Annotated in this window: 18 protein-coding genes; 7 read left to right on the forward strand and 11 right to left on the reverse strand. The window is 37.2% G+C overall.

What is annotated here, in order from left to right; translation table 11 throughout:
- Positions 1-45: 45 nt before the first annotated feature.
- Both EA341_RS18125 and EA341_RS18130 read left to right on the forward strand, forming a co-directional pair.
- Complete coding sequence (locus EA341_RS18125) at positions 46-2,022, forward strand: tetratricopeptide repeat protein (protein WP_293016585.1); 1,977 nt, start codon at positions 46-48, stop codon at positions 2,020-2,022.
- Positions 2,023-2,113: 91 nt separating this feature from the next.
- A complete protein-coding gene (locus EA341_RS18130) occupies positions 2,114-3,337 on the forward strand; it encodes a S8 family serine peptidase (RefSeq protein WP_293016586.1) in 1,224 nt (407 codons plus the stop codon).
- On the opposite strand, the gene EA341_RS18135 is transcribed toward EA341_RS18130, so the two are convergent.
- The 4 genes from EA341_RS18135 to EA341_RS18150 form a co-directional block, all read right to left on the reverse strand.
- Positions 3,334-4,203, reverse strand: a complete 870-nt coding sequence (locus EA341_RS18135; RefSeq protein ID WP_293016587.1) for an ABC transporter substrate-binding protein — start codon at positions 4,201-4,203, stop codon at positions 3,334-3,336. The genes EA341_RS18130 and EA341_RS18135 overlap by 4 nt on opposite strands.
- 78 nt (positions 4,204-4,281) lie before the next feature.
- Positions 4,282-5,616, reverse strand: a complete 1,335-nt coding sequence (locus EA341_RS18140; protein ID WP_293016588.1) for an MFS transporter — start codon at positions 5,614-5,616, stop codon at positions 4,282-4,284.
- A 26-nt stretch (positions 5,617-5,642) separates the two neighbouring features.
- Positions 5,643-8,069, reverse strand: coding sequence for a glycoside hydrolase family 31 protein (locus tag EA341_RS18145; RefSeq protein ID WP_293016589.1), 2,427 nt, complete (start codon positions 8,067-8,069; stop codon positions 5,643-5,645).
- Between the two features lie 208 nt (positions 8,070-8,277).
- Positions 8,278-9,309 carry a LacI family DNA-binding transcriptional regulator gene (locus EA341_RS18150; RefSeq protein ID WP_293016590.1) on the reverse strand — a complete coding sequence of 344 codons (1,032 nt, stop codon included), beginning with the start codon at positions 9,307-9,309 and terminating at the stop codon, positions 8,278-8,280.
- A 347-nt stretch (positions 9,310-9,656) separates the two neighbouring features.
- Between EA341_RS18150 and EA341_RS18155 the strand changes: the two genes are divergently transcribed.
- The 4 genes from EA341_RS18155 to EA341_RS18170 all read left to right on the forward strand — a co-directional run bounded on the left by EA341_RS18155 (position 9,657) and on the right by EA341_RS18170 (position 16,345).
- Positions 9,657-10,697 (forward strand): SusE domain-containing protein, encoded by a 1,041-nt coding sequence (locus tag EA341_RS18155; RefSeq protein ID WP_293016591.1) that lies wholly within the window; start codon positions 9,657-9,659, stop codon positions 10,695-10,697.
- Between the two features lie 134 nt (positions 10,698-10,831).
- Positions 10,832-13,630, forward strand: coding sequence for an alpha-amylase family glycosyl hydrolase (locus tag EA341_RS18160; protein ID WP_293016592.1), 2,799 nt, complete (start codon positions 10,832-10,834; stop codon positions 13,628-13,630).
- A gap of 33 nt (positions 13,631-13,663) precedes the next feature.
- Positions 13,664-14,725, forward strand: a complete 1,062-nt coding sequence (fbaA, locus tag EA341_RS18165; protein WP_293016593.1) for a class II fructose-bisphosphate aldolase — start codon at positions 13,664-13,666, stop codon at positions 14,723-14,725.
- A gap of 69 nt (positions 14,726-14,794) precedes the next feature.
- Complete coding sequence (locus EA341_RS18170) at positions 14,795-16,345, forward strand: alpha-amylase family glycosyl hydrolase (RefSeq protein WP_293016594.1); 1,551 nt, start codon at positions 14,795-14,797, stop codon at positions 16,343-16,345.
- A 272-nt stretch (positions 16,346-16,617) separates the two neighbouring features.
- Here EA341_RS18170 and pfkA read toward each other — a convergent pair whose 3' ends face one another.
- Together pfkA and EA341_RS18180 are read right to left on the reverse strand one after the other, a co-directional pair.
- On the reverse strand, positions 16,618-17,604 hold the full coding sequence (gene pfkA / locus EA341_RS18175) for a 6-phosphofructokinase (protein ID WP_293016595.1): 987 nt from the start codon (positions 17,602-17,604) through the stop codon (positions 16,618-16,620).
- Positions 17,594-17,977: a methylglyoxal synthase gene (locus EA341_RS18180; protein ID WP_293016596.1), complete on the reverse strand. Its 384-nt coding sequence runs from the start codon at positions 17,975-17,977 to the stop codon at positions 17,594-17,596. The genes pfkA and EA341_RS18180 overlap by 11 nt, the downstream gene beginning before the upstream one ends.
- Positions 17,978-18,212: 235 nt before the next feature.
- On the opposite strand from EA341_RS18180, the gene mscL reads away from it, so the two are divergent.
- A complete protein-coding gene (gene mscL / locus EA341_RS18185) occupies positions 18,213-18,629 on the forward strand; it encodes a large-conductance mechanosensitive channel protein MscL (protein ID WP_293016597.1) in 417 nt (138 codons plus the stop codon).
- Between the two features lie 39 nt (positions 18,630-18,668).
- Here mscL and EA341_RS18190 read toward each other — a convergent pair whose 3' ends face one another.
- The 5 genes from EA341_RS18190 to EA341_RS18210 all read right to left on the reverse strand — a co-directional run.
- The gene (locus tag EA341_RS18190; protein ID WP_293016598.1) at positions 18,669-19,145 is read right to left on the reverse strand and encodes a Spy/CpxP family protein refolding chaperone; all 477 of its coding nucleotides are present in this window, start codon (positions 19,143-19,145) and stop codon (positions 18,669-18,671) included.
- Complete coding sequence (locus EA341_RS18195; protein ID WP_293016599.1) at positions 19,136-19,516, reverse strand: hypothetical protein; 381 nt, start codon at positions 19,514-19,516, stop codon at positions 19,136-19,138. Before EA341_RS18195 ends, EA341_RS18190 begins: the two co-directional genes overlap by 10 nt.
- Positions 19,517-19,549: 33 nt before the next feature.
- Positions 19,550-20,098, reverse strand: a complete 549-nt coding sequence (locus EA341_RS18200; RefSeq protein ID WP_293016600.1) for a sigma-70 family RNA polymerase sigma factor — start codon at positions 20,096-20,098, stop codon at positions 19,550-19,552.
- Between the two features lie 103 nt (positions 20,099-20,201).
- Complete coding sequence (locus tag EA341_RS18205) at positions 20,202-21,125, reverse strand: universal stress protein (protein ID WP_293016601.1); 924 nt, start codon at positions 21,123-21,125, stop codon at positions 20,202-20,204.
- Between the two features lie 536 nt (positions 21,126-21,661).
- A partial coding sequence (locus tag EA341_RS18210; RefSeq protein WP_293016602.1) for a polysaccharide biosynthesis C-terminal domain-containing protein occupies positions 21,662-22,696 on the reverse strand: 1,035 nt, incomplete at its 5' end.

Here is a 22,696-nt window from a genome sequence, read left to right on the forward strand (position 1 = left end):
AATTGAAAGTTATTTCATTTGTTTTTTGAAATAAGATGGAAAGTCATGAAACAGTACCTAATAATTTTCTTATTATTTTTGGTTTTCTTTCCCCTGTTTTCCCAACAGGATGAACTGGATAGCTTGGAGGCATTGCTTGACAATCCAGAAAATGAAAAGGTAAAAGTTGAGCTTCTCAATCAGATAACTTTTATACTGAGGGAAAGAAATCTTTCAAGAGCTCTCGAGCTTGGTAATGAGGCAGAAACTTTAGCACTTGAATTACAGGATAGTATACAAATTGCCAGAGCAAAAGGGAATCTTGGCTGGATTTACTATAGGTTAGGAATTTGGGATAAAGCTTTTAGGTATTCTAGGGATGCCTACTTGATAGGCTTAGGTCAAAGTGATGAAAGAGAGGTGGCCATGACCCTAAATAATTTAGGTGCTATTTACTATCAGCAAACCAATTACGAAGAAGCCATTAGAAAATTTAAGGAAGCTTATCAAATTGGAGAAAAGCTAAATGACCCGTATATAACGATCAGGAGCTTGAACAATATTGCGCTGAACTACAGTAAAACACCGATGCTGGATTCGGCTATGTATTTTGCCAAAGAGGCTATTAAGGTAAATCAAGCCGCAGGCTCTATCTATTTTACAAGCTTTACCAATAGGGTGATAGGTGACATTTACTTGGCCCAGGGTGAAATCCAGAAGGCGATAAACACCTATGAAAATGCATTAACTGCAGCCTCTCACCAAAGGTTATCTTCTTTTGAATCTTCTGTTCTACATAGACTAGGTAAAGCATATTATCTTAATGGTAATGTTGAAAAGGCATTGGAATTATTGTTAAGGGGGAAAAACATAGCCTTGGAAAATGGGTTTCAAGATGAACTTGCCAATACTTTAAAAAATCTGGTGTTAGTATATGATGAAATGGGTGATATTTCGAAAGCTTATGAATATCTCAGTCAATACACAGAATTAAGCAATGTTTTGGATGAAAAATCCGATAAAGACAGACTTTCTCTTATTCAAGGAATGTTTGAAGTTGAAAAATCAGACGCAGAAGTCAAATATTTAAGATCAGAAAATCAGCTTCAGGATTTAAGGTTAAAAAATTTCAGACTGCTTATTTTCATCATTTCCATAGCTATATTGTTACTAGGCGGATTATTGCTGAGGCTATACATGTTGAATAAGAAAACAAAAGAGATAAATAGGGACTTGGTTTTTAAACAGGAAAAGGTAAATCAACAAAAATTGACATTGGAAAAACAGTCTCTCGAATTGGATAAGTCCAATCAGCTAAAAAACAAGCTATTCTCAATTCTTGGTCATGACCTTAAATCCCCAGTGTCCCAATTACAATCTGTACTTAGCCTCGTCAATACACATGAACTTACGCCAGAAGAGTTTGCTACCATTTCTCATATTTTAAAAAGAAATGTAGATAGCTTGTATGTTGTACTTGATAATATTTTATCTTGGTCTAAGTCTCAAATGGAAGGTTTTAATGTTCAGTTAAGTCCTGTAACATTATCCTCGGTAGTTCAGCCTTGCATGGATTTATTGCAAAACCAGGCGGAGGCAAAGGAGTTGTCCATCAATATCAGCCTGGACACAGAAGAGAAAGTATGGGCAGATCCTGATCTTCTTCAGGTTATTGTCCGCAATATTCTCAGTAATGCTATCAAGTTTTCCAAAAAGGGATCCAACATTGAAATCAGGTCTTTTACCGAAGGGAAAATTGTAAACCTAGAAATTCAAGATTATGGGTTAGGTATGCCTGCCAAAATCATTAAATCATTTCAGAATGAAACGTTTACCATATTGGATTCTAGCCCTGGGACAGATAAGGAAAAGGGGACAGGTCTTGGTTTAAGTATTTCCCGTGAATTTATGTCATTAATGGGTGGTGACCTGACTTTTGAAAGTGAAAAAGGTAAGGGCACCAAAGCAGTAATGAAAATGAAAGTTGTTCAGGTCCTTGTCGGGTCAAAAAAACGGATTCAATCAAAAGAAAGAAATAATTGATCACTACTTATATATTTAAGGTATGAAAAAAGAAACTTGCCGTTTTCAATATTTGATATGTTTTTCAGTTCTTTTGATATGCTTAGGTTTGATGTCATGCCAGGAAGGCTTACAAGAAGATCACTCAGATTTGCAGGGAAAAGATAGTATTGCTTCAGATAACAGCTCTCAAATAATTGAAAATCAGTACATTGTTGTTTATAAAGAAGATCAGTTAAGTTTCCGTCTTGATCCTAATGACTATGAAACAGGTCATGAAATTCTAAGAAAAGAAACGAGTGATTTATTGAGTAGATATGGTGTGGAAGAAGAACAGTTTCACCAATTGTATTCTTTCGGTTTCCAAGGTTTTGCTATCAAGCTCTCAGAACAAAAGAAAAATGAACTTCTATCAGACTCAAGGGTAAAGAAGATTATTCCAGATAGAAAAAGGTTTTTAAATGTACAGCAGGGCAAAAGTCCTGTGCGAGTTGATCCAGCCGTTGAAATTGAAAATACACAAATAATTCCATGGGGAGTGAAAAGAGTAGGGGGGCCATTTGAGTATAAGGGTACCCGTAAAGTCTGGGTAATTGATACTGGTATTGATATTAATCACCCGGATCTTAATGTGGATCATAGACATGGTTTTGATGCCTATAATCACCGAAGAGATTGGAATTTTGATGATGAACACGGTCATGGCACCCATGTAGCTGGAACAATTGGGGCATTGGATAACCATTTTGGAGTAGTTGGCGTTGTAGCTGGAGTTCCTGTGGTACCCATAAAAGTTTTTACTGGTTCTAGAGCAGAAGCTACGGACTCAGGTATTTTGGCTGGAGTAGAATATGTAGGCCGGATGGCTCGTCCCGGAGATGTAGCTAATTTAAGTTTTGGCTGGGATGACAAAAGTGACCCTTTTCCGCTTCTTGAAGAAGCAGTACTGCGCATCTCAGAGCAACGCAAGATTTGGATGGTAATAGCCTCTGGAAATTCGCGTTTACCTGGTAATACTTTTACTCCTGCAAGGGTAGATGGCCGATATACCATCACGGTTTCGGCAACAGATAATGCTGATAGGCTGGCATGGTTTTCACATTATGGTCATCCTATAAAGTTCGGTGCTCCAGGGGTAAATGTTTTTTCTACTTGGATGGCAGGAGCTTACAGGAACTCTTCAGGAACTTCCATGTCTGCACCTCATGTGGCAGGATTAAGGATTTTTGGTTCTATAGAGACAGATGGATATATGAAAAACTATCCCATTGAATACCTTGATCCCATTGCTTTTAGAAGTAAGGGATTCGAAGGAATGGGACATATCAGGCCTTAAATGAGTTTTACAAATTTTTCTGAAACAACACTTTCTACGGGAACTGTATGACTTATCAAGCCAAGATCTTTTAGCACCAACATAGTACTTTCCAAGTCTTTGATCTGAATTTCATTGTTTGATTGCCATTCAGTTTGAAGGATCCATTCTTTGATGTCCTTTTCCTGCACTTTATATTTCTCACTGATCAAAGTTACAGTATCAGAAGTGGTTTTTAACGATCCAGATTTTTTATATAAGGCTTTCAATAGAGTTTGTAATACTTGATATTTTTCATTGAGAATTTCTTCTCTTGCCACGATTACAAAGCATGGCCATGGAGTAGGAATTTCTCCGATTCTAGAAAATATACCCTTATCGACTAGAGGTTTGGTGGTATATTTCTCCCACAAAAATATTTTTGGAACGATGGACTTAAATTCCTCTATAGCTCCATCCAGGTTCCCAATTACTTCAAATCGTGAATCATCGATTTGCCATCCCTCGCTTTTTGCAAGCAAGTAAGCCATTAAATGTGATCCCGAACCAAACCGACTGATAAGAAAAGGAGCTTTTTCCAATTCAGAAAGTGAATTGATATTGCCCTTTGCAGCAGTATGAATTCCCCAAATCAAGGGGCTGGCAATATGGAATCCAATAATTTTGGCAGTATTACCCTCAATTCGGTCTTTAATAAAACTTTCGGTCAGTACAATTGCAATATCAGTACTGCCTTCTCTCAAGGCCTTATTCATAGCCCCGGAGCCTTTAGATTCATCAATCCACTCCAGCTGGATATTTTCTTTGAGAAAAGGTTGACTTTTAACTACTTCTGTCCATGGAAAATTGAAATGTTCCGGTACACCTGTTATGGTTATTTTTTCCATTTTATTTTTATTGATGTTAAACAAAAATACCGCATATTTTCATGCCCGGTATTTAAATCAATTTTTTTAAATCAGAACTTATCCGTCATGGGTAGCAGCCTTGTCAGTAATCAGTAAATTACTTAATCCTGCCAATATTAATGAGGTGCCTGCCAGTACCATTGTAAACACTACTGCTTCGCCAAAGAGTAATTTATACATGAAATTGATTCCTCCCAATGCAGCTATGATCTGAGGTATTACGATGAACATATTGAAAATCCCCATATAAATTCCCATTTGTTTGGGGTTGACAGAGCTGGACAACATCGCATAAGGCATTGAAAGTATACTTGCCCAAGCTATACCAACTAAAGCAAAGCAGATATGCAGCATCCAAGGTTCAGAAATATAATAAATTAGAATAAAGCCTGAACCTCCAGCAAAAAGGCTTAACATGTGCACAAGCTTCCTGTTAATTTTGACCTTACTCGTGATAAATGCGAGGATTAATGCAAATATCATTGAAACTAGGCCATAAGTCCCAAGGTAATTCCCAACACTGTCTGCGGCATTATTGTAAGCTGCAGAGCTTGTGTCTGTGGCCCCGAAAACATGTTCTGTAATAGCGGGTGTTGCAAAACTCCACATAGTAAAGAATGCAAACCAGGAGAAAAACTGCACTACGCCAAGCTGTTTCATAACCAGTGGCATTTCAGCAATGCTACTGAATATTTCCTTAATACCATTGAAAAATCCCTTGCTCTCTTCATTCTTTTTCCTAAACTCCTCCATGTTTTCAGGTGGGTATTCTTCAGTAGTCAGAATGGTATATAAAATAGAGCCAAACAGTACTACAGCACCAACGGCAAATGCGAATTTGACAGAATCGGGAATCACACCTGCTTCTGCTGTATTTGGAATTCCAACCTGAGTCATAAACCAAGGAAGGTTACTGGCTATCCAGGTACCGATTCCAATGATAAGGGTTTGGACAACAAAACCATACGAACGTTGACTATCAGGTAATTTATCAGCTACCAAAGCCCTAAAGGGTTCCATTGAAATGTTAATTGAAGCATCCAGTATCCATAAGGCTCCGGCCGCCATCCATAAGGCACTTGAATAGGGAGCAAAAAAAAGTGCTATTGTGCTAAATACGGCACCTATCAGGAAATAAGGCCTTCTACGTCCAAATTTCACGTGCCAAGTCCTGTCACTTAAATACCCTACGATGGGCTGAACAAGTAATCCTGTGAGAGGTGCTGCAATCCATAACAATGGAATAGCATCTTTGTCAGCTCCAAGGGTCTGAAATATCCGGGACATAAACCCTCCTTGAAGGGCAAATCCGAATTGTATTCCAAGAAATCCAAAACTCATGTTCCAGATTTGCCAAAAACTCAGTTTTGGTTTGTCTTGCTCTGTTTGCATTATTTAGGGTTAATTGTTGAAGCAGATCAGGAAAATTTAATTTCAAATGGTTCTATTAGGTGATCAAAAGTAATTGTATCAACATTTTGGTTTTCATGGTATTCATGAAAATGATCGGGTAGGGGGTCAAATTCTGTTAATCTGCCTAAAAATGCAAAATTCTCTTTTTCTGTTTGCATCTCGCCAAAAACCCCAAAGACTTTTTCGGATTCAAATCCATGACAATGAATTTTGATTTTAGAAAATGCAGTCGAATATTCCCCCAGAACTTCCTCGAATTTCAAAATTAGTTGGTCACTGTCCCAAAGTATATTCCTTGAGAAACTCTCTCCATTTTTATAATTGAGACTCTTACCGTCATCCTCATAGTGAATATAACTCGTAATGCCTTTTCCTTTGTAAATATGAATTCTTAAGGTACCATCATGACGCTCACCTGTGTGAACGATATCAGATTGAAAAGTCAAGATGGCTCCTGCTTTAACAAATACAGGCAAATAAGAAGTAGGACATTCTTGGAATATTACCTGATTGCCATTATGAAATTTAGAGTTGTATAAATAATACCAACCTCCTTCGGGTAGGTATACTTTGGTTATTTCCTTTGTGCTTTCTACAGGGGCTACCAGCAAACTATCACAGAATAGGTATTCATTTTGGAATGAAGTTTCGTAAATTTTATTGTCATGAGGGTAGTCTATTGCAAGGCTTTTTGCAATGGGTAAACCACTTATAGAACTTTTAAAGAAAACGGAGTAAATTGTCGGTAAAAGCCTGTACCGGAATTTCATATAATTTCTTGCAATCTCCTCAACTTCTTCCCCAAAACTCCAAGGTTCTGCATCATTTGAATTGATCATGGAATGTGCCCTGTAAAAAGGAGAAAAAGTAGCAATACTCATCCATCTCGCAAAGAGACTTTTGCTGGCCTCTCCTGCAAAACCGCCAATATCATAACCGGAAAAGGGTACTCCGCTGATTCCAAGGCTATTAACCAGTCTGACTCCAGCAAGCATATGGTCTTCTGAGGCAACATTATCCCCGGTCCAGGCAGCTGCGAATCTTTGAATTCCTGAATATCCTGATCTTGTCAGTATAAAAGGTCTTTCACCGGGCCTCTGTAGTTTACTACCCTCATTGGCACTCCTTGCCATTTGAAAACCATAAACATTTCTTCCTTTTCTATGACTTACCTCTTCACCTTCGTATGAAAAGTCAATCAGGTTTGGTGTATGTTGTCCCCAAGAAGCGGGCTCGTTCATATCTGTCCAATAGCCGTCTACTCCCGCTTTATGGTAAAATTCCATTTTTTCCGCCCACCATTTTCTCGTTTCAGGTTTGGTATAGTCTGGGAAAGCGCACCAACCAGGCCACACTTGACCTTCGTAAACCTGACCATCTGGATATTTGATAAACAAGTCTTTTTCCAATCCTTCATCAAAAGGCAAGTATCCTTCTTCAGTCTTGATGCCAGGGTCCATAATGACAACTACCTTAAATCCCCTATCCTTAAGCTTGGAAATCATTTCTTTGGGATTCGGGAATTTTTCACCATCAAATGTAAAAACCTTGTATTTTTCCATGTGGTGGATGTCAAGGTAAATGACATCTGCGGGCATATTTTTATCTCTGAAAGTCTTGGCTAAGGTCAAAACATCCGAATCTGGATAATAGGAATAGCGGCATTGTTGGTAACCCAATGACCACAAAGGGGGCATTTCCATTTTCCCGGTGAGGTCTGTATATGCTGTTATGATCTGAGAAATACTTTCATCATGAAAAAAATAATAGTCCAAATCACCATCTTCCGCAGAAAAGTATATGAATCTATTGGTAGAAGCTCCAAAATTGAATGTAGTCTTATGGGTATTGTCGAAAAAGATACCGTAGGACAGGTTGTTATGAACTCCAATATAAAAAGGAATAGACATGTATAGAGGATCATCATTTACACCGTAAGCGAAATAATCTGTATTCCAATTGGTGTATGCATTTCCTGCTCGGTTCAAACCTCCAGTCTTTTCTCCCAGCCCTATAAATTTCTCATCCTCCTGTACTGTTTTGTAATTCGTTATTTCAGTTCCAAGCCATGAAACAGCAAAGGCTGCATCATCTTTATTGATCACCCGATTATCAAGCGTGAGATAAGTAATATAAAAAGGGTAAAGATTAATTTGAACTTGGATTTTCTCAGTTTTTAAAATCAGGAAATCATCTGTTTCATCTAGCGAAAAATTTATACTTTCAGGATTCATCACCACAGTGTATGGGTTTGGGCTAAAAATCTCTTCTTTACTTACTTGAACCCTAATAATATCTTCCCGGTAAACTGAAATCAGAAAATTTGCAACAGTAGTATGCCCGCTTATTCCATGTTTGTTTTTCTTCCAAAATTGAAGGTCCCCTATGGGTAGATTTCTATTTTGCTTACTCTTTTTGATTAATGTGGTCATTTAATTTGGCTGTGATTTTAAATAAATAGGGTTTCCTGTTCTTTTGTCCGCAAGCTAATTTATAAAGTAAATTTATAGTAAAAAATGCGAATACAGGCTATTAGACGCATTTTGAAGGTTAGAGCTGATGGTATTTGGCTTTATTGATTTAAGAAACGCTATTCAATCGTTTGCATAAAAAAAACCATTTTTTTGCAAAAAAAATCAATCAGACTCTTACAGAAGACTTTCTTACCAGTAATTCAGTATCTAGAACGACATGAACAGGTTCCTTTTTATAATCTCTTTTATTATCAATCATATCCAATAACATTGTTATTGCAGTTTCTCCGATTTTGAACCCTGGTTGAGATACTGTGGAAAGCGGTGGATCAACCATAGAGGAAAATTGCCAGTTGGAATACCCCACCAAACCTACATCTTGAGGTATGTTGATATTGAGGGATTTGAGAGCCATCATGGCTCCAGCAGCTACGATATCATGATGAGCGAAGATAGCATCTGGTCTGTCAGTTTGATTTTCAAACAGGATTTTGGTGACATCGAAACTTTCTTTTTCAGTACCATCAGCACATTCTACAATTAGGCTCTCATCCGGGCTTATTCCGGCATCTTTTAAAGCCTGAATATAACCTTCTCTTCTTTTTTTACTGATAGTTAGATTTTTTGGGCCAGCGAGATGCACAATTCTCTTGTAACCTTGTGAAATTAGATGGCTAACAGCCTGATATGCTCCTTCAAAATCATTGACTGTCACATTCACTGCATTAGGGATGTCCGGTAACCTATCAAAAAATACAATTGGAAATTCAAGGTCCATCAACTTACTGAAATGTTCAAAATCTGTAGTTTCCTTGGAGTAACTTACCAATAAACCATCAATTTGATTGGACAGCATGGTATCTATACTGCTTTTTTCACGGTCAAGTCTTTCATTAGTCTGACATAAAATCACATTATAATTATTTGCAAAAGCAATTTCCTCTATACCACTTATCACCGTTGAAAAGAAAAAGTGAACAACTTCAGGAATAATAACCCCTATGGTAAAAGATTTACTTTTTCTAAGACTCAATGCGACAGCATTAGGTCTGTAGTTCAACTTTTCTGCTAATTCTTTTACTCTTCTTTTTGTTTCGTCACTGATCCCTGGATAATCTTTAAGCGCTCTAGATACGGTAGATGAAGATACATTTAATTCCCTAGCGATGTCTTTAATGGTAGCTTGTCCTAATTTCATAAAAATTATATTATTCTAATATTTTAAATATAGTTCATTTAAACTGTTTATCTCTATAAGGTATTTATAAAATTTTATTCGACAACGTTAAAATAATTATTCCTATATGATTTTGATAAAAAAATAATTTTCAGGAAATCGTTTGCGGTGACGTTTGCACACGATTTTTTTTGATTCAAACCAAAAAAAGACTTGGTTATATACCTCTAATTATTTAGTATTTCAGATCATTTGAACCTTGGAAAAAGTAGTATGAACCTCTACTAAACCAAGCAAATAAATTATTTTAATAAAAAATATAATTAAACATACATAATCTGAAACAATAAATACCAAAACAATTAATTATGAGAGTACTATCTAAAATCCTGGGTTTAGCATTCGTGCTTCCCCTGCTGTGGTCATGTGGTGAGATGGAAATGCCACCGATTGTTCAGCAAACTCCGTCCTCAATTACAAGTCCCTCTGATGGTTCAAGTATAGTATTAGATCAATCTGAAGCAGATATGTTTTTGCTTTTTTCTGTTTCTCAAGCCAACTTTGGCATTACGGGTCAAGTGACTTACGAAATCGAAATAGATAAGGCAGGTAATAATTTTAGTAGTCCAGTCAAAGTAGGGTCTTCAACTAACACTGATATTGAAGTGAAAATCGGAGAACTGAACAGGAGAGTACTGGCAGAAGGTGTAGAAGCTGGTACTGCCGGACCTATCGAATTCAGGGTAAGGTCTATAATAGATAAATCTTTGAGAGATATCGTTGGCAGCCCGGTTACAATCAATGTAACTCCTTATTCGGAGGATATGGACCTTCCTGTATTAAGAGTTCCTGGTGATTATCAAGGATGGGATCCTGGAAATGACAATACTGTAATCGCTTCCGAGAACTCTGATGATGTATTTGAAGGGTTTGTCCATATACTAAGTGGGTCAGGTGAGTTTAAGTTTATTACTGGGCCATCCTGGGACGATTTTCCAGATTATGGTATGGGTGCTGAGGGAGTATTGGATCCTGATGGTGGAAACATCAAAATCCCAGGTGAATTTGGAACTTACAGAGTAAAAGCTGATTTGAATAACCTTACCTACGAATTGGAAAGAGTTGGAAAATGGGGGATTATCGGTGATGCTACAGCCGGAGGATGGGATTCTGAAACACCAATGTCTTTTAATGCAGCTGAAAATGTTTTAACAATCACTGCTGATCTTGAGGAAGGAGAAATGAAGTTCAGAACACAAACATGGGATGATAACTTTGGACTAAGTGACGATGAAGGTGTTTTGGCACCTGATGGAGCAAATATTCCAATAGGTGAAGCAGGTAATTATACCATAACCTTGGATTTCAAAACCCCAGGCCAAGTGAAATATACCATAGTCCAAAACTGATTTTAATATTTCAATCATAAAAAGTACCGGTTGACCTCCGGTACTTTTTTATTTTGATTACAAACCTAAATTTGAATAAAACATATCTTTGATAATGTTTAAATTATCAAGTGCTTACCTTCCTTAAGATTACCATGAAGTATATTTATTCTCTATTTGTTGCATATATATTTATTTGCCTCTTCTCGGTAAAAATTTCAGCACAAGTAACGACCATTCCTTCTTTTCCCAGAGCTGACCAAAATATCAAAATTATTTATGATGCCAGTCAAGGAACGACAGGGTTGCAGGATGCAGATGCGGTCTATGTTCATATTGGAGCAGTACTAGCTGGACCTAATTCCACCACCTGGGCCAACGTGCCTTTTGAATGGGGGACGGACAATCCTGATGCAAAAATGAGTAAGGTGGAAGGAGAGGATACAATATGGGAATGGGAAGTAATACCCAATGAATTTTTTGACTTGGAAGAAGGACAGGTAGTCTACAGACTGGGACTGGTTTTTAGAAATGCTGCGGGAACAAGAGAAGGAAAAACGGATACCAATCAAGACTTTTTTGTTGACCTTAGTCAAGGCTTTCAGGTGATATTTACCAATCCCTCAGCTTCTTCGGTAATTCTTGGGATAGGTGAAAGTCAGGAAATTAACATAGTATCTTCCGAAGCTTCGTCATTATCTCTATCTGTAAATGGGGATTTGGTTGCATCTGCCAGTAATGCTTCTGAGCTGGCATATACCTTTACAGCTAATGAGGAAGGTACATTTAATATTGAGGCCAAAGCGGAAAAGGATGGGGAAGAAGATACACGTACACTGAGTATTTCCGTGGTAGGTGCTAGCCCACAATTGCCTCTTCCTCAAGGTGCAATCAAAGGAATTAATTATATATCAGATACTGAGGTAGTGCTTGTATTGGAAGCTCCAGGTAAACGTAATGCATTTGTTATCGGAGATTTCAACGATTGGCAAATTCTTGTAGATTTTCAGATGAATCAGACTCCTGATGGAGAAATGTTTTGGTATAAACTTACTGGATTGACCCCGGGAGAAGAATATATTTTCCAGTATTTGGTGGATGGGACTCTTAGAATCGGAGATCCTTATGCTGATAAAGTCTCAGACCCTTTTCATGACAATGAGATTATTCAACAAAATAGGTATCCCGACCTGAAACCATATCCAGATGGTAAAACTGAATTTCAGGCTACCTTTTTACAAACTGCTCAGACTCCGTACGAGTGGAAATATCTTGACTACAAGAAACCAGCACCGGAGGAACTGGTTGTTTATGAACTTTTGATCCGTGATTTTGACGAAAAAAGGACCTTTAAGGCAGTGATTGAGCGTCTCGATTATTTGAAGGAGTTAGGAATCAATGCGATTGAGTTATTGCCCATAAAGGAATTTGAAGGGAATCTTTCATGGGGTTATAATCCTTCTTTCTTTTTTGCAGTTGATAAATTTTATGGTACTAAAAATCACCTGAAAGAACTGATTGATGAAGCTCATAAAAGGGATATGGTTGTTATAGCTGATATGGTTCTCAACCATGCTTTTGGACAGAATCCATTTGTAAGACTTTATAATGACGGAGACTATGGCGCACCTACAGAAGATAACCCCTGGCTAAATAGGGTAGCCAAACACCCATTCAACGTTGGATATGATTTCAATCATGAAAGTACCTATACCCAGGCATTCGTAGATACCGTAAATAATTACTGGCTTACTGAATACAAGTTTGATGGATATAGGTTTGACCTGAGCAAAGGCTTTACCCAATTCAATTCCGGAAATGATGTAGGTTTGTGGAGTCAAAGAGATGAGTCCAGAATCGCCATTTGGAAAAATATTTATGATAACATCAAGGAAAGACATCCTGATGCCTATGTTATTTTAGAGCATTTTTCTGATAACACTGAAGAGAGAGAGCTAGCTGATTATGGTATGATGTTTTGGGGGAATTTGAACTTTGATTTCAGAGACATTGCAAAAGGAGCTAATAGGAACTTTGATTGGGGTTATTACCAAACCAGAGGCTGGGCTAAAAATCACCTCGTGTCTTATATGGAAAGTCATGATGAAGAAAGGACCATGTGGGAATCACTGACTCATGGTCAAACCTCACCTGTCAATATCCGTCAGCTCAATAATGCTGTCAATAGAAATCAATTGATGGCAGCTTTCTTTTTTAGCATCCCTGGTCCTAAAATGTTGTGGCAATTTGAAGAATTTGGCTACGATTTGGAATTGAATAATGACCGTTTAGGGATCAAGCCCACCAGATGGAACTACCTCGATGATCCAGAAAGACAAAGGTTGCATAGGTTATACAAAGCAATGATTCACCTCAAAAATGAATATGAAGCTTTCAACAATCCTGAAAACACTAGTCTTAACCTGTCCCAGCCCTTAAAATCCATTATATTGGAGGCTGGAGATCTTGATGTAGTTTTGCATGGTAATTTTGGATTGACGACTGCGAATAATGCAGCTCTCAATTTTCCTAGGCCAGGTAAGTGGTACAATTATTTTACTGGTGATGAAATAGAGGTAACGGGAGATTCAAAAACATTCAGGTTAAGGCCTAATGAGTTTTTACTTTTCACTAGTGAGCCTCTACAAACTCCCGAAGGGGATATTTTGATGGAGGATTTGATTACCTCTATTGACAAGGAAGAACCGGATATTTCAGGGTTTAAGATTTTCCCAGTACCGGCTTCCAATCATATTAATGTGAGTTTTCCAAGAGATATCAACCAGTTCAATTATAGGATTGTTGATGTGAGTGGTGCTGTCCTTACAGAAGGTAGCCATTTAACGGGGGGAGACAATTTACAGGTTGATATAAGGGAATTTAAGGCAGGTCTTTATATCTTTGAAATCTTTGATAGCCGTCAGGCTCTCAGAAAAAGATTTATCAAACGTTAATCAACCTAATTATCAACCTTTTATAAAACAATCATGAAATTCAAACCAGGAGTTAAGTACGGTGAAGAACTCAAAGACCTTTTAGACTACGCCAAAGAAAGCGAGTTCGCAATGCCTGCTGTCAATGTTATCAATACAAGCACTGTTAATGGCGTTTTAGAAACTGCCAAAAAAGTTAATTCACCTGTAATTATTCAATTTTCAAATGGTGGAGCACAGTTTTATGCTGGTAAAGGCTTGGGGAATGAAAATCAAAAAGGAGCTATAGCTGGTTCTGTTTCGGGTGCACTTCACGTTCATAAAATGGCGGAAGCATACGGTGTCCCTGTAATTCTACATACTGACCACTGTGCCAAAAAATTACTTCCTTGGATAGATGGTGTATTTGAAGAAGGAAAGGCATTCTATGAAGCCAATAAAAAGCCATTGTTCAGTTCACATATGTTGGATCTTTCTGAAGAAACAGTAGAGGAGAATATTGAGATTTCAGTTGGGTATTTTGAGAAGTTTAGCAAGCTCGGAATGGCAATTGAGATTGAATTGGGCATTACGGGAGGAGAAGAAGACGGTGTAGACAACACTGATATAGACAGCTCAAAGCTATATACACAACCTGAAGAAGTAGCTTATGCCTATGAAAAATTAAAGCAAGTAGGAGAATTGTTTACTGTAGCAGCTTCGTTTGGAAATGTACATGGAGTGTATAAACCAGGCAACGTGAGCTTGAAGCCTACTATTTTGAGAGATTCACAGGAATATATTGCCAAAAAGCACAATACAGGTAGCAAGCCTGTTTATTTCGTGTTCCACGGTGGATCAGGTTCTACGGTTGAGGAAATCAGAGAAGCAAATGGCTATGGCTCAATTAAAATGAACATTGATACAGATCAGCAGTGGGCTTTTTGGGAAGGAATTAAAAACTATTACCAATCCAAAGAAGCTTATTTGCAGACACAATTGGGAAATCCTGAAGGCAGTGATAGTCCAAACAAAAAATACTATGATCCTAGAGTTTGGTTGAGAAAAGGAGAAGAAACCTTTATTAAGAGGTTAGAGCTTGCTTTTGATATGCTGAATGCTATTGATAGAAACTAATTAGAGACTTAATTGAGATGGAAAAAGTCACTGGCAAGTGACTTTTTCCATTTATATAACATATTGAGTATGAGAAAGAACATTAACCAATTAATCACCTTAATTTTGTTGATTTCAGCAGCCTGCACCGGTCAAAAAGGTAATAAAATTGAAAATCATTGGCCCCATGCAGGTATTACATATGAAATATTTATTCAGTCTTTTTATGACACTGACGGAGATGGTATTGGCGACATCAAAGGAGTGATCAAAAAACTTGATCATGTAAAGGAATTGGGAGCCAATGCGATATGGTTTATGCCAATCATGCCATCCCCAAGCTATCATAAGTATGATGTGATTGATTACAAAGATGTTCATCCTGATTATGGTACTTTAGAAGATTTTAAGGAACTGATAGCTGAAGCACACAAAAAAGATATCAAGATTGTCATCGATATGATTATCAATCATACAAGCAATGAGCATCCTTGGTTTTTGGAATCAAAGAAAAGTAGGGATAATCCATACAGAGATTATTATGTATGGGCCCAAAAAGATACCATTGCAGATTTTATCAATAAAAAAACGATCACCCTAGACTCTGATAATATTCAGCAGTGGCATGATCCGGGGTCAGGTGAAGATTTTTATTATGGATTTTTTTATGGAGGTATGCCGGATCTTAACTTTGATAATCCTAAAGTAAGGGAAGAAATTTACGATATCGGCAGATTTTGGCTGGAAGAGGTAGGAGTAGATGGGTTTAGGCTGGATGCTGCCAAACATATTTTCCCCGATGACAGGCCGGAAGATAATCATGCTTTTTGGAAAGAATTTAGAAAAGAAATGGAGGCTGTGAAGCCGGATGTATATTTGGTAGGGGAGGTTTACGATATGAAAGAAATAGTAGCACCTTACCTTCCTGGGCTTCCCGCACTTTTCAACTTTGATTTTCATTACACTTTACTGGAAAGTTATGAAAAGGAAAATGGGATGATATTGGCTGAAAAACAAAAGGAAATTCTGGATTTCTATCAGGATGTCACAGACGAATTTATAGATGCTACCTTTTCCTCTAATCATGACCAACCAAGATTACTCAACTCTCTGAATGAAAATCCTAGAAAATTGAAGCAGGCTATAAATATCTTGATGACCATGCCAGGAGCTCCTTACTTATACTATGGAGAGGAAATAGGTATGTTAGGTAAAAAACCGGATGAATACATTAGAGAACCTTTCCTTTGGGATATTGAGGCAAACGACAAAGGTCGCACTTCATGGATTGAACCTAGATATAGTATCGATGAAACTGTTACTCCTTTGGCTATTCAAAAGTCCATGAGCAGTAGCTTTTTCAATCACTATAAGGAAATCATCAAATTAAGAAATACCAATAGGGCCCTAGCTTTGGGAAACTTAGAATTATTTGAAGGGGAAATGGCTGAACCACTTATGGCTTTTTACAGGTCTCACAAAAATCAAGAGGTTTTTGTTGTCCATAATTTAAGTGATATGGAGCATAATCTTAAATGTCCCGAGGGATATTCTCAGCCCATTTATACGTATGGTGGAGCTGGAAAAGATGGTGATCAAATCAGTCTTCCAGCTTATTCAAGTATTGTATTGGAAAAGTAAACTTTTAATGTTCTACTAAAGTAGATCCAACAGAATCTCGTTTTCTATACAATACTTATTAGACTAAAAATTAAAAGGGAGCAACGCTGCTCCCTTTTGAATATTTTTAAGTTTTATTGTCTTTTTTAACCTTCAAATTACTTATTAATTTCATTGACGATTTCTTTTGCACCATCCACACTGGAATTTAATGCTTTTTTAACTGTCTCTACACTTTCTCCTCCAATGTCTAATAACAGTCACGTCAAATGAAAATTTAATACAACCTCAAATTATGTGGAAAGAATTTTGGCAATTCTAAAATCATCTTCATCTACTTCCTTGTCACCTAATATTGCCTTGGATATAGGAGTGTAGACCACTTTATTATTTATAACGCCAGCCATTACATCGTATTTTCCATGTAAAAGTCCTTCTACGGCAGCTACGCCGAGTTTGCTTGCAAGCACCCTGTCTGATGAAGAAGGTGCTCCACCACGCTGCAAATGACCCAATATGGTGACTTTGATATCAAAATAAGGGAGTTGCTTTTTAATTTTGTCAGCAATTTCAGCAGCTCCACCACTTTTACCTCCCTCTGCAACAATTACAATATTGGATGTCTTCATTGCTTTGGTTCTAGCTTTAAGTCTTTCTATGAGCCTTTCTATGGGCATTTTCTTTTCAGGAATGAGTGTGGCTGCAGCCGCACTTCCAATACCAGCATTGATGGCAATGAATCCAGCATCTCTGCCCATTACTTCTACAAAAAAGAGTCTGTCGTGAGACGTTGCAGTATCTCTTATTTTATCGATTGCCTGAATAGCGGTATTGCATGCAGTGTCAAACCCTATGGTTAGATCTGTACCTGCTAAGTCATTGTCGATGGTACCGGGGATCCCTATTGCGGGGATACCATGTTCTTTATAAAACAAATGAGCACCTGTGAGTGAACCATCTCCTCCTATTACAATCATGGCATCTATACCATGCTTTTTTAAATTTTCATAAGCTTTCTTTCTGCCTTCTTCAGTCCTGAACTCAGCACTTCTGGCAGATTTTAGAAATGTACCGCCTCTTTCGAGAATATGGGCTATGTTTTTTGAATCAAGTTTTTTGATTTCATTCTGTATCATGCCTTCATATCCCCTGTAGATACCAAACATTTCCAGGTTGTAGTAAAAACCGGCTCTGACAACTGCCCTGATGGCAGCATTCATACCTGGTGCGTCTCCACCTGAGGTGAATACCGCTATTCTCTTTATGGTTTTATTTTCCATCAAAATCTTTTGTTATTTGTTCGAACATTAGGTTTGCAGCTGCAGGATTCGTAGCAAGAGGGATATTGTGTACATCACATATTCTCATGAGCATTTGTACATCGGGTTCATGCGGATGCTTATCAAGAGGGTCTCTGAAAAATATTACCATATCCAGTTCTTTCTGAGCAGCCATTGATGCGATTTGCGCATCACCACCCATTGGTCCAGATAATAGTTTGGTAACTTGATATCCTGCTTTTTCAATATGAGAACCCGTAGTACCTGTAGCAACAAGGTTGATATTGGCATGATGCAGTTGGCTTTTATAACCACTCAAAAAATGCACCATGTCAGCTTTTTTACCATCGTGGGCGATTAAGGCAATTTTCATACAATTAATTAATAGGTTTGAAGACGCAAGTTATAAAATTTTAGGACTTCATTTTTTGCATTGAATTTAATTCTTTGTAAAAAAAGATGAATATTTTACAATAGATATTGAGTCAATATATGTGTTTCAAGTGTATTGTACTCTACAATATTTTATTTCAAATACCCGTATAATCACAGTTTATTTTTATTATTTTGCTACCAGTTGTTTAATTTAAAACCTAACCATTTCACTTATGAGTTTAATTAAAGAATTTAAAGAGTTTGCGGTTCGCGGCAATGTTGTCGATTTGGCTGTTGCTGTAATTATTGGGGCTGCTTTCGGGAAGATTGTCACTTCTTTTGTCAACGATATCATCATGCCCCCATTAGGGATGGCTTTGGGTGGCGTAGACTTTAAAGATTTGGCTTATGTTTTACGTGATGCTTACATTAGTGAAGGAGGGGAGGAGATGGCCCCTGTGTTATTAAGTTATGGAAATTTCATCCAAAATGTCTTCGATTTCATGATTATTGCCTTTGTGATTTTTATGGCAATCAAAGGGATCAACAATATGAAGAAGAAAAAAGAGGAGGCACCTGCACCATCACCTGCTCCACCAAAATCAGAAGTACTTCTAGAGGAAATCAGAGATCTTTTGAAAAAACAATAAGTAATTCATTCAATAAAAAAGCAGCCTAAAGCTGCTTTTTTATTGATTTTTACCTTTTCCTCCACCTCTGCTTCTACCATGATTCATCTGGTATAAGTGTCTTGTAAATTGCCTATTTATACCATGAAGTTTTACAGCTTGAGAAGGCGAAATAACTTCTTGGGCATCTTTCATGAATTTCTTTTCCATATCCAACATTTGCTGTTGCTTTTCAAGCCTATTATTCACAACATTCCTAGCTTCGGCATCAGAAATAGAAGTATTTCCTTTTTGGTTCAAACTCGAAATTTCATCCATCATTTTAGATCTTTCTTCCTGATATTGGTTGTACAAAGGCCAAAATTTTTCAGCCTGTTCAGGTTTCAAGTCTATCCTGTTGGTAATGTATGCTACGCGGGCGGATTCTAGTTTATCCTTATCATAATTTCTATCTGGCTTCTGAGCAAAACTTACCATAGAAAACAAAAGAAATAGTACAACCGCATTTACTTTTTTCATATTGAGTATCAATACCATAAGTCATCGTTATTATCTTCTTCATAAAATTCAAATGAGCTCCATTCTTCTGAAAGTATTTCATCCAGAAGATCATTGGGGTTTTCGACAAAGGCTAAAATATCTTCAGCTTGCCAATAATCAGATGCTATATACAATTCAATTTCATCTTCCATAACAGTACTTTGGAAGAAATTTTCTTCAAAGCTTTGACTTGGAGTGAAAAAGTAAATGAGCCCTATTACAAATGCCGCTGCAGCTACGTATTTCACTGCATGCAAATATACAGTCTTGGCATCCTTGCTCTTTCTTTCCAGTATTCTGTCCGGTAAAGATTCGAAATAGCCATCAGGGGTGTTGAATATATTATTTTTTGGGATTTTCTCCATCATGATATCTTTTAGACAGTCTTGTGACTCAATGGTTTATTCTTTCTTCAATTCATTTTCAAGTTTTTTTACCGCATGATGGTAACTTGCCTTTAAGCCACCTACTGAAGTTTCAGTGATTTGGCTGATTTCATCATAACTTAAATCTTCATAAAACCTGAGGTTAAAGACCAAACGCTGTTTTTCAGGTAATGCGAGCAATGCTTTTTGCAATCTCCTTTCGATAGCATCTCCATCTATCAATGGTGAACTGTCGACATACTTTTTCATAACCTCTTCATGGTCTTCAATACTAAGTAAAAATTTCCTTTTCTTTCTTTGAAGAAAATTGAGACTTTCATTGGTTGCTATACGGTATAGCCAAGTGAATAAAGAGGAATTGCCGTTGAAACTGTGTAGATTTTTGAATGCTTTTATAAAAGTGTTTTGCGTAATGTCGTCAGCATCTTCATGAATGAGGACCATTTTACGTGCAATGCCGTAAATCCTTCTCTGATACATGTCTATCAAAAGCCTGTAACCTTTTTCCCTGGTCTCAGGCTCCTGAATCATTTTCAAAAGTTCCAATTCACTCAATGACATCATCCCGTATTTGACAAATATGAGTGCTCAGGGTTTAATTTACCCAAAAAATTAGCATATTAAGTTTATGAAAAAGAAAAAGCAGGGCCTCTAGCCCTGCTTTATTTTATATCTCCAAAATGTAATCCAGTATTCCTGCATTTTTTCCTTTAGGCCTTGTGACCAAGAGTGGAAATTGATCATTGAGCTGTATCAGACGTTCTGCCATACTTCCAATAAAAAGTGCAGTGGCAGCTGTCCTTCCTTTAGCACCTATTATTATTCCATCTGCACTGATTTCCTTGGCTTTTGCCAAAATATCCTCCACTGGATCATCATCCTCATCTTGAGTATACACTGGTGTGATTTTGATGTTTTTGGTATCGATTTTCCGGATAAATTTTTTGAAATTAATTTCAGCATGCATTTCCATGATGCCTGTGAATTCTTTATAACTCTTACCTGTAAAGTGGTAGCCTGAAGGTACTGTAAAAACATTCTGGCAAATTATTTCAGCACTCTTCCCGTATTTTTCAACTATTAATATAGCTTCTTCCAAAGCGTCTTTGGAGTAATCGGAAAAATCAGAAGGGACTAAAAGCGTATCGATTTTGGGAACAGAGTTTTCAGGAATGATCAACAAAGAACAAGAAGCTCTTCTGGCAAGCCTTTGTGAAACAACTCCGGTTCCAGGTAAATTTACTTTGCGGCCAACGATAATCATGTCAGCTGATTTTTCATGAGCCAGTTTGAGTACTTTTTTAGACAGCTGCCCTTCCTTAACGACAAAAGAAAACTCAGCTTCGTCCTTTTCGCCATAGGCTTTATCGACCACAGCTTTCATTTGGGACTTTCTTTCTTCTACCATATTGTCTATGAGGTTTGGAAATTCCTCCAGTACATCTTTAGGAATGTTGAGGTTCCTTATGATATTGGTAAAGTAGATTTTTTTGGTTTGGTTGACTTTTGAAATGAAAGAAGCGAATTTGACTAGGGTCTCATCCATTTCACTTCTGTCCAGACAAACAATAAGTTTTTTAATTTGGTACATGATTACAGCGCCTTTTCTTGATGCAAAATTAAACGATTAGATTTGTGAAAAGTATATTTTCCTAAAATATTATTTTGATAGGAGGTAAATAAATTTTTCAATTCGATAATTTATTTCGAAAATTGAGGGTATCACAAGTAAGATGCTTTGTTTTACTTATAATGCTGGGTCTCAAAATTTTTGAAATTTTTTCTGCGCAATAAAATTAGTATTTATAATGCTCCCACAAAATGTTTTTTGGTTGAATTACCAACCTTTACACGTAAACATGAATTTTTGCTGAATATCCAATCCTGATACTTTACTGTCACTTTCTTGGATCAAACGATTGCTATTTTATTCCGTATATTTGTTATGGCTCAGGTCGCTGACATGTTCCGACTTCACAATTAATTAAAATTCCGAGTGAAGCCCTTTCCAAAAACAGGCCTCATCCCGTCTCTACGGGACCTCGTACCTTTAGGTGCAGGATAACAGTGGAAGTTTGCGGATTTCAGGCAGCTCAAATCTTGTCGATAAAGAGGTTTGGTAACACTCTAAGGCCTGAGCCCTTTTATTTTTTCAAAGATTTGTTTTTGACTTTTTTCTGCAATTTTCCAAAAATAAATGCCACCAAAGTAAATTAAGATAATGACCAGTGATCTTATCATAAGATCATTGATCCCAGATTTCATTCCTTGAAATAAAAAATATTGAAGTCCAAATGTGAAAAGCCCTAGAATGGAAATTTTTAAAACGTCCCAGGAAAAAGGATCAAAACCAAGTCTGATTTTTACATATATATATTTGATGAGGTTGTAAAGCAACATGGCTGAAAATGAAGCTACAGCTGCACCCTCTATCCCATACAATGGGATCAAAAATATATTGAGGGTAATTACAGCGATGCTCATAATTAAGGTAGCTGTGATGTTGAAAATATAATATTTGGAGTAGACAATGATTTCTCCATTTACAGAGAATAATATGTCAGTGATTTTTCCCAACCCAATCCAAAATACAACCCACTTACCTGATTCATAGATTTCATTATTGGGAACAAAATGGTAAAGGTTGTGGATATTAGACCAAACACCCAGAAAAAGAAGTAAACAAATCAAGGTCTGATGAACAGCTACCTCTTTATACAACTTGTTGATCTTGTCCCCGGCGCCTGTTGAAAAGTGTTCTGCAATAACGGGCATGACCACCTGGGAAATTGCTCTTCGCGGCATTTCAATTACTATAGCAATTGAAAATGCAATGGTATAAATGGCATTTGCTTCCAGCCCAATCAGAGATGTCACCATCAGACTGTCAATTTTCATGATCAATAGTGAACCAGTGGTGCCGAGTAATGTAATTAGACTATATTTTAAAAATTCGCTTATGAAGCCAGGCGGAAACCCACCAAAGTAAAAAGTTAATCTGAAAATTTGATTTATTTTCATATAGATGATCATGCCCAGTAATGTAATCAGATACACAACCACCAATCCCCACATTAACCAATCGAAACTGATCCAGTTTATCAGATAAACAAGGACCAAAATAGCGACTAGAAGCCTCAATATAACTTCTCTAAAGAAGGC

This window comes from Mongoliibacter sp. (assembly GCF_007692705.1).
GTDB lineage: Bacteria > Bacteroidota > Bacteroidia > Cytophagales > Cyclobacteriaceae > Mongoliibacter.

Coding starts and splice junctions, on each gene's coding strand:
- EA341_RS18125 (WP_293016585.1), top strand. CDS start 46: ATGAAACAGTACCTAATAATTTTCTTATTATTTTTGGTTTTCTTTCCC.
- EA341_RS18130 (WP_293016586.1), top strand. CDS start 2,114: ATGTCATGCCAGGAAGGCTTACAAGAAGATCACTCAGATTTGCAGGGA.
- EA341_RS18135 (WP_293016587.1), bottom strand. CDS start 4,203: ATGGAAAAAATAACCATAACAGGTGTACCGGAACATTTCAATTTTCCA.
- EA341_RS18140 (WP_293016588.1), bottom strand. CDS start 5,616: ATGCAAACAGAGCAAGACAAACCAAAACTGAGTTTTTGGCAAATCTGG.
- EA341_RS18145 (WP_293016589.1), bottom strand. CDS start 8,069: ATGACCACATTAATCAAAAAGAGTAAGCAAAATAGAAATCTACCCATA.
- EA341_RS18150 (WP_293016590.1), bottom strand. CDS start 9,309: ATGAAATTAGGACAAGCTACCATTAAAGACATCGCTAGGGAATTAAAT.
- EA341_RS18155 (WP_293016591.1), top strand. CDS start 9,657: ATGAGAGTACTATCTAAAATCCTGGGTTTAGCATTCGTGCTTCCCCTG.
- EA341_RS18160 (WP_293016592.1), top strand. CDS start 10,832: ATGAAGTATATTTATTCTCTATTTGTTGCATATATATTTATTTGCCTC.
- fbaA (WP_293016593.1), top strand. CDS start 13,664: ATGAAATTCAAACCAGGAGTTAAGTACGGTGAAGAACTCAAAGACCTT.
- EA341_RS18170 (WP_293016594.1), top strand. CDS start 14,795: ATGAGAAAGAACATTAACCAATTAATCACCTTAATTTTGTTGATTTCA.
- pfkA (WP_293016595.1), bottom strand. CDS start 17,604: ATGGAAAATAAAACCATAAAGAGAATAGCGGTATTCACCTCAGGTGGA.
- EA341_RS18180 (WP_293016596.1), bottom strand. CDS start 17,977: ATGAAAATTGCCTTAATCGCCCACGATGGTAAAAAAGCTGACATGGTG.
- mscL (WP_293016597.1), top strand. CDS start 18,213: ATGAGTTTAATTAAAGAATTTAAAGAGTTTGCGGTTCGCGGCAATGTT.
- EA341_RS18190 (WP_293016598.1), bottom strand. CDS start 19,145: ATGGTATTGATACTCAATATGAAAAAAGTAAATGCGGTTGTACTATTT.
- EA341_RS18195 (WP_293016599.1), bottom strand. CDS start 19,516: ATGATGGAGAAAATCCCAAAAAATAATATATTCAACACCCCTGATGGC.
- EA341_RS18200 (WP_293016600.1), bottom strand. CDS start 20,098: ATGATGTCATTGAGTGAATTGGAACTTTTGAAAATGATTCAGGAGCCT.
- EA341_RS18205 (WP_293016601.1), bottom strand. CDS start 21,125: ATGTACCAAATTAAAAAACTTATTGTTTGTCTGGACAGAAGTGAAATG.